General features: G+C 58.3%; 8 protein-coding genes. 6 read left to right on the top strand and 2 right to left on the bottom strand.

Annotated features, from left to right (window positions below; genetic code table 11):
• Positions 1–1,069: 1,069 nt before the first annotated feature.
• Positions 1,070–1,630, bottom strand: a complete 561-nt coding sequence (locus DS837_RS31530) for a hypothetical protein (RefSeq protein WP_149168359.1) — start codon at positions 1,628–1,630, stop codon at positions 1,070–1,072.
• A 47-nt stretch (positions 1,631–1,677) separates the two neighbouring features.
• On the opposite strand from DS837_RS31530, the gene DS837_RS31525 reads away from it, so the two are divergent.
• The 3 genes from DS837_RS31525 to DS837_RS31515 all read left to right on the top strand — a co-directional run bounded on the left by DS837_RS31525 (position 1,678) and on the right by DS837_RS31515 (position 3,867).
• Positions 1,678–1,947, top strand: coding sequence for a hypothetical protein (locus DS837_RS31525; protein ID WP_149168358.1), 270 nt, complete (start codon positions 1,678–1,680; stop codon positions 1,945–1,947).
• A gap of 54 nt (positions 1,948–2,001) precedes the next feature.
• Positions 2,002–2,496 carry a DUF2321 domain-containing protein gene (locus DS837_RS31520; RefSeq protein WP_149168357.1) on the top strand — a complete coding sequence of 165 codons (495 nt, stop codon included), beginning with the start codon at positions 2,002–2,004 and terminating at the stop codon, positions 2,494–2,496.
• 114 nt (positions 2,497–2,610) lie between these two features.
• On the top strand, positions 2,611–3,867 hold the full coding sequence (locus DS837_RS31515) for an SEC-C domain-containing protein (RefSeq protein WP_211102453.1): 1,257 nt from the start codon (positions 2,611–2,613) through the stop codon (positions 3,865–3,867).
• A gap of 297 nt (positions 3,868–4,164) precedes the next feature.
• Here DS837_RS31515 and DS837_RS31510 read toward each other — a convergent pair whose 3' ends face one another.
• The gene (locus DS837_RS31510) at positions 4,165–4,380 is read right to left on the bottom strand and encodes a helix-turn-helix domain-containing protein (protein WP_211102452.1); all 216 of its coding nucleotides are present in this window, start codon (positions 4,378–4,380) and stop codon (positions 4,165–4,167) included.
• 250 nt (positions 4,381–4,630) lie between these two features.
• On the opposite strand from DS837_RS31510, the gene DS837_RS31505 reads away from it, so the two are divergent.
• Genes DS837_RS31505 through DS837_RS32280 form a run of 3 tightly spaced genes read left to right on the top strand, consistent with a single transcriptional unit; the run spans position 4,631 to position 6,722 of the window.
• The gene (locus DS837_RS31505; RefSeq protein WP_149168355.1) at positions 4,631–5,350 is read left to right on the top strand and encodes a hypothetical protein; all 720 of its coding nucleotides are present in this window, start codon (positions 4,631–4,633) and stop codon (positions 5,348–5,350) included.
• Entirely contained in the window at positions 5,347–6,546 is a 1,200-nt protein-coding gene (locus tag DS837_RS31500; protein ID WP_149168354.1) for a hypothetical protein, read from the top strand. Before DS837_RS31505 ends, DS837_RS31500 begins: the two co-directional genes overlap by 4 nt.
• Positions 6,546–6,722, top strand: coding sequence for a hypothetical protein (locus tag DS837_RS32280; protein ID WP_170296061.1), 177 nt, complete (start codon positions 6,546–6,548; stop codon positions 6,720–6,722). The genes DS837_RS31500 and DS837_RS32280 overlap by 1 nt, the downstream gene beginning before the upstream one ends.
• Positions 6,723–6,822 lie beyond the last annotated feature (100 nt).

Below are 6,822 nucleotides of genomic sequence, written 5' to 3'. Positions count from 1 at the left end.
TACCGCTCGGTCACCGGAACCGCGCGCCGCCAAGGCCAGTCCGCCTGGACCGCCATCCGCAACCTCATCGACGGCACCTTCGTCGTCGCTTAACGGCTCAGCTGCCGCCAGCCGGGTGAGTAATCACTGATATTGTCGTGTTTTATGTTTTTCCAATTGCATCTGCAATATTATTCTATCTCTTTTATGGCTCGATTGAAAAGGATGCAGTGGCGGCAGCAATATCTGCTTTATCAATTTTTGCTGGTCTCTTGATAAACGTTCTTGTTCTTCTCTACTCTATATCTCTCAGGCCACCAGAAACTTTGGCTCAGGACTCAATTGAGAGGGTGGAATTAGAAAAAAGATTCCTTCGGCAAATATTCGCTAACATCTCATACGCTATATTGAACGCTGTTCTCGCAACAGTGCTTCTCGTTGTGGTTGGTATGCTCTCTGGTGTTTCTGCAAAGATTGGATCGGCGGTCTCTGTGGTTTTGTGTGTTAACTTTGTCCTGACGTTGCTTATGTCACTGAAGCGCATTCACATGCTTCTGCGCCGGAAGTTCTGACGCCTGTCCTGGTTTGGCCCAAACCTGAGGCCGTGACCCAGCCCAATGCGGGCTATTCGCGTGTGGCCGCATGCCAATTGCGGATAGTCTGGCGAGCCGCAAGCTGGCCCACGTCAATCATCCCGATCTGTCCCGCGCCGTCCACCCGCCTGGCTGTGGCATGCGGCCAACTCTGGACCGATGCCCCGGCCGGTGCCAGCGCTCCACCATCGGCCATCCAGTAGAGCATGGCGCTCGCTGGCCCCGACAACCCCGATCCCATCGGGGCACTCGCCCGCCGGCCTGGAGCTGCTCACCTGCATGGTGATGATTGTCACGCAGCTCGCCAGCCGGGCGGGGAGGGGCGGTGCTCCGCCCCTCTGGCGCTGGGTGTCGGCTCGACCGGCGACCGGCCAGCGGATGCCCGATGGAGCGCGATCCGGTGGGCCGTAGGTGCGTCCTGGTCGGGGAGGCTACATGGATTGCCTATCGGCTTGGATACACAGGGTGGGCTGTCGATGACGAACTAAATGGATGAGTCAGTCAGAAGAACTTTGGTACGGATAGCGAGGGTCTGGAGGAAGTTGCCTTCCTTCAAGGCCATCGCACTGCATCTTTGCAATTTGGTGCACTTTTATAACGCTGTTCCAAGAAAAAACGTCATTCATTACCGTAAATGTTATTGCTGTGGCGACAATAAATAATACAGCAGACGCGGATTTCTGCATTGATGTATCATCTTGTTTGGCAAGCTCCTTCTTTTTCCTTCTTAGCCACAGGCATGTTTTGTTGAGGAGTTCGAAAATTCTCTCTGATGTTCTAGATAAACTGCAGACGGCATCGGTAAAGCTTGAGAAGAAGACATAAAGGATTTCTGTTACCACGAGGGGCGATGTACCCATAAAAAACATAAAGGCGCTCAATGCGATTAAAGGGAAAAATGAAGAAGATAGGTAATTCGAATGACAATCTTTGGAGAGTATCGCTGGAATGATTCCAGCTATAATGGCTAAACAGAAGCCTGTTCCTGCTACATTCAATCGGTGAAACACTTCTCCTAAGTCAACTTTTCTTGAATTTTCTTTTTCAATGCTGTTCAATTTGCCGTCTTTCTTTGATTTTCATAGGGTTTTGTGGAGTGAATATTATGGATGGTGATTTGTCATTTGATGTTCAGGTGTCGTGCCTGTTTGCCTTCGCCCTGGTGGAGGGCTTCGAGGTAAACTCGATGCCAGCAACCCACGGTGCGGCGTACATGGACACAGCAAGACGTTTCAACGTCGGACTCGCCGAACCAATCGCGCATGGGTTTCATAAAACCATTCTGCGTTCTAGCTTGGAGAAGGTCAACCGGGGTGCTGGGACTGCTCGGGGCGATCTGTCTGGAATTGATGAGTTTGATGAAGCTCGGATTTGACGTCCATGGAGCGCGCCGGTTTGTCTTCCTTAGGATTCTCGCGTGGGGGCGGATATGGCATTGAGCGACGCATGTTCCGAATTCATCAGCGAGGTTGACGAGGCTGCGCGCCGGCTGGCCGAGGCTGTGCATTGGTATGCCGCGCCCGGCATGCCGCTCAGCTATGGGGAGGAGATCGACGCATTGCGTCGGGCTTGCGCCAAGGTCGATGCATCGCCTCTCGATCCGGAAGCCCGCGCCGAGCTGCTGCGCCTTGCGGTGGCTGTGCTGCGCTACCTCGAAACTCCGCCGGACGCTCCTCAGCTACAGCAACGCCGATGCGAGATGGAGACTCTCATCCGCCTCCTGCAGGCGGGCCTCAGCGCGGAGGATGCTGCCGAGGTGCCCGCGGTCATCAAAGACGTGGCGCAGGAGAATGAGCGTACTGCGGCGGCGGCTGCGCGCCTTCGGGCGATGTTGAGCAAGCTCGGGAAGCCGGCCTACGACGTGGCAATCAAGGTCATCAGCGATATCGCGTCCGCAACGGCAAAGAAGTTCCTGGGGCTCTGATCGACCGCGCCGGATGTGCCAGGGGCAGCGCAGGGCGAAAAGCAGAAGCCCGCCGGGTCTCCCGCGGTGGGCTTTCTCATGGGCGCTGTGTGCGTACGGTTGGTCTACGGAGGCGTGTATGCGCGCTATGCGGAACGCATTAAATGCAGTACGATTTCTTTTCTGACTAAGCTTAAAGGTGCGACGATGGTGCGCAAACCTCATCCCTCTCTCTTCGCGCCGTTTAACGCGCCACCGTTGCTGCATCCCAAGCCGGGCTTAGGGCCATATGATATGTGCTGGTGCGAGTCGGGGAAGAAGTTCAAATGGTGCCATATGCACCGGGAAAAAGAAAAACTGCCTGCCTTTGGTGCTCAGATGCACTCGCTTCGCGCAGAAATGGCGAAAGGGTACTGTTCGCATCCAGATGCTAGCGATGAATTTTGTGGCGAGAAGATTATAAGAGCTCACACAGTGCAGAAACGTGTCGGATTGGCAGCAATTGCTGAAAATGGACATGTTATATCTGTGAAAAACGGTGTCGATGATATCGAGAAAAACAATGGAAGAATAATTCCGGTTTCTGTTGGGGTGAATAACGCGTCAACATTTCCTGGGTTCTGTAACCATCACGACACATCTATGTTTAGATCAATAGAAGTTGGCGCGCCGGACTTTAATGCTGAGGTTGCATTTTTGCTTTCCTTCCGCGCTTTATCATATGAACTATTCGCAAAAAGAGCGTTCGTTCGGTCTATCGAGCTACAAAGAGAGCTAGATAAAGGTAAGCCGATAGATGCTCAAATACTCATACAGAATAACTTACGCAATAATAAGATTGGCGCAGAGAGAGCTATCGTTGAAATGGAGGCTCTTAAGTTAAGGTATGACGAAGCTTTTCGCGATAAGCGCTATGACGCCTGCAAGTATTATGCGATATCGCTTTCTGAATGTTTGCCCGTTGTCTCTTGTGGAGGCTTTCTTCCTGAGTTTTCATTCGATGGCTTACCCCTTCAACGTCTTTCAAGAGGGGATTCGGCATTCGAGCAAATTACATTTAATTTGACAGTAATGAATGGTCGAAGTGTGGTTGTTATTGGTTGGATGGAAGGCGGTGGTGGGCCTGCTCATGATTTTGCAAAATCGTTTGAACGAATTTTACCAAATGAAAGAGCTGATGCCGCTGTACGCTTAGCATTCGCTCATCTTGAGAATACTTATGCGCGACCGAGCTGGTGGGAAGCTCTCGATTCATCCGCCAAGGAGCACGCAGTTCGTCTAATGAATACAGGATTTGGCTATGGTCGTCCCGAACACAGAAGCAACACGCTTCAACCGTTTTCCCAGCATTACGTTAGTGCAAATGTGACCAAAGAGCTTACGAATTGGTGACTAACGCGACACTTTGCAAAACTATATCGAAGACTGGCGTCGCAATTCTTGTCATCTGTCGTCGTTATCTCCTTGGCTGCAGTCAACGCCTAACTACTCCATCTTATGGGATGACCCGGACGCTAGCCGCCAAGGCTTAGAGCGCCGATCGAAACATCGTTCAGGCCGAGCAAAATCAATGGCTTAGGTAAACGAAGGCGGGGTTTTGATCTATGCTCTTACTCTGCCTTCGCCAGATAGCCTCGCTCAATCAACCAAGCCTTCAACGCCCGCTCGACCAGCAACGACACCGACCGGTCATCGTCCTTCGCCGCCCTTCCTCAACCGTACCCCTGCACCCCCGCCATTCTCCGGGATGAACTCAACCCCGGCAGTCTCCAGGGCGGCGCGGATTGCTGCGAGGGTGGCAGGCTTCAGCTCTTCCCCACGTTCAAACCTCGAGATGGTTTGCGTCGAGACATTGGCCGCTTCGGCCAATTCCCTAACTCCGAGGCCCGTAGCGACGCGGGCCATCTTGCATTGGACAGGTAGCACCGTCACAACCCTGTTGTGATTTTGGTTGACGGGCTATGTTAACAGTGTTGTGATTGTTGGGCAAGAGAAGCGGCCGAACGGGGTGCGGCAACACTCCGCCCGGCCTGACCACAACCCGACCTGAGTGGAGATCGGATCATGGCTGATTCCGTCAATACCACACCTTTGCCTTTATGGCGTGTTCCGCTCGCGGTGCTGACCACCGTGTTCGTGCCGGCGGAGGTGCGTCATGGCTGAACGTGAAGACTCCGGGCAGCCCGCCTTACCGTCGCTGCGCGCCCTGTTGCTCGGCACCGCGGCGCCGCTGTCCGACGCGCTGTCCGAATGGGAAAACGACTATCGGGCGACCGAAGCGGACCCCTCGCTGAGCGCCGACCAGCGCATTGCGCTTTGGATGGACCAGGACCACACCCTCACCAAGCGCGTACGTGCCGTCCCTGTCCGCAGCCTGGCCGATGCCGTGGCCGCCGCCAGCCAATATCTGAATCTGGCGCGGCAGGACGTCACCACGCACGCGGTCCCGGAAGCGGTGGCCCTGGCCCTCGCGGAAGGGCTGCACGCCTACCTGTCCGAACTGCGGGCCACCGTCCAGGCCACGGAGGGGAGCAGCACCATCCCCGCACTCGCCATGACCTTCACAGATGCCGTCGCTTCGATCCGGCGGCGGTGGAGTGAGGCCGCAGAAGCGGACGACACCGAATCGGACACGATCGCCGCCGATGCGATCCGCATCACGGAAGCGGTGTTGAAGGCCGAACCCAGGACTCCCGCCGACGCTCTGGCACAGCTCGAATTGCTGGCCGATCCGGATACCGGCTGGCGGTTGGCGAAAGCGCCGACGAGACGGACGCCACCACGATCCGGCGCGTTCATGCGGTGCTGGCTGGGGTGCCGTCCGGGATCGCGGGGGCTGGGACCGGCAGCACCATCATCCCGTCGCTCGGGATGACCTTCACCCAGGCCGCCGATCGGATCGCCGCAAACCATGCGGAACACCTCGGCCTTCCCGATGAAGACGTGGAAAGCGCCGCTCGGTTGGTGGATGAATGGTGCGCCATCGCGCTCGCCTTGTCCGCCATGGTGCCTCAAACCATCACCGACGCCTTGGCGGTGTTGCGAATTGCCAGCCATCCATCATCCGTCTTGCCATACTGCGACGTACACGCAAAAGGCACGTCCGCGGCTGCGCTGTTCGGCGCCTTGCTTCGGGCCGCTGCGTTCCTCTCCGCCATCCCGGCCGGGCCGGTGCAGAATTGCCCCCAACCCGACGCGGAACTGCTGGCGGCATGGGACCTCTGGTGCCGGCCGGACACCATGCCGGACGGCCCGGAGCGGCAGGCCGCCGTCACCTCCGCCTCGCAGGCGGAAGCCACCATCGAGACCGTCCCGGCCCGGACACCGCAGGGCGCCGCGGTGAAGGCGATGGCCGTCGTGCAGCTCGTCCTTGGCCGGAGCCCCGACGCGCTCGAAGGCCCGATGCCGGAGGATGTCGAAGACGACTGTGCAAGCCGCGTCCTGTGGACGCTGGCCCGTGATCTGCGGCGGCTGTGGTGGTGGGCTCCCTGTCCATCGGCGCCGACCGCAGCGGCACCCAACGGCCAGCACCCCGACGCCCGCCTCTTGACGCTGTGGGAGCGCTATACCGCTGCGGTGAATGCCTACGAGGCGCTTCCCGACGGACTGACCGATGAGGACTACGAACCGTCCTGGCTCGCGGTGGACGGCCTCAGGGACGAGATCGAGGCGACCATGCCCCTCACACTGGCCGGCGTCGCGGTACGGCTGAAACTGCACCTGATCGGGCTGGCGGAGGATGCCGCGGTCACTCCGTCCTGTTTCGGCGGGCCGATGCCGGCGGTGCTGAATTCGGCCGGGGATCTCGTGGCGCTGTGGCGGCTCATTGCACGCCTCGAAGGCGCCACGGTCGCCGCCGGGCCATTCGTCACACCCACGGCACCGGAGACCGACGCTTTCGCGGAAACCATCGCCGCGTTCCGGAAGGAGGCGCCGGCGTCCCTGGCAATCCCCGACACCCCCACCGAAGCCATGGTGCGGGCCGGCGCCGCTGCGGGCGGATGCCGTCCGGAGCAGGTCCGCACGATGTTCGCCGCCATGGTCGAAGCCTATCACCGGGAGGCCGCGTGATGCCCGTCCTCCATTTCCCCGACCAGGGCACCCGGCGCCAGGCGGAAATCGCCATCGACAGCCGGCGCCTGACCATGCGGAACGCCGCGGGTTGGCAACAGCAGATCGTGGCGGAGTGCCGGCGACAGAGGACCCTAACCCCGGCCGTGTTGGTCGTGTCCCGAAGCGTGGTGTAGCTGTGGGGAAGCGGCCCGCCGCAGCGCCTTCCCATGGCTGGCGTAGGCGGGCCGGTTATCCACAGCGGGGCGGTCATCGCGGTTCTTCGATAGAGTCTGG

The sequence above is a fragment of the Azospirillum brasilense genome (assembly GCF_008365405.1).
Taxonomy (GTDB): domain Bacteria; phylum Pseudomonadota; class Alphaproteobacteria; order Azospirillales; family Azospirillaceae; genus Azospirillum; species Azospirillum brasilense_D.
This window is presented reverse-complemented; position numbering and strand designations above follow the sequence as displayed.

Excerpts from the sequence above, each read along its gene's own strand:
- DS837_RS32280 (WP_170296061.1), top strand. The coding sequence starts at position 6,546 with ATGCCCGTCCTCCATTTCCCCGACCAGGGCACCCGGCGCCAGGCGGAA.
- DS837_RS31505 (WP_149168355.1), top strand. The coding sequence starts at position 4,631 with ATGGCTGAACGTGAAGACTCCGGGCAGCCCGCCTTACCGTCGCTGCGC.
- DS837_RS31510 (WP_211102452.1), bottom strand. The coding sequence starts at position 4,380 with ATGGCCCGCGTCGCTACGGGCCTCGGAGTTAGGGAATTGGCCGAAGCG.
- DS837_RS31500 (WP_149168354.1), top strand. The coding sequence starts at position 5,347 with ATGACCTTCACCCAGGCCGCCGATCGGATCGCCGCAAACCATGCGGAA.
- DS837_RS31520 (WP_149168357.1), top strand. The coding sequence starts at position 2,002 with ATGGCATTGAGCGACGCATGTTCCGAATTCATCAGCGAGGTTGACGAG.
- DS837_RS31525 (WP_149168358.1), top strand. The coding sequence starts at position 1,678 with ATGGATGGTGATTTGTCATTTGATGTTCAGGTGTCGTGCCTGTTTGCC.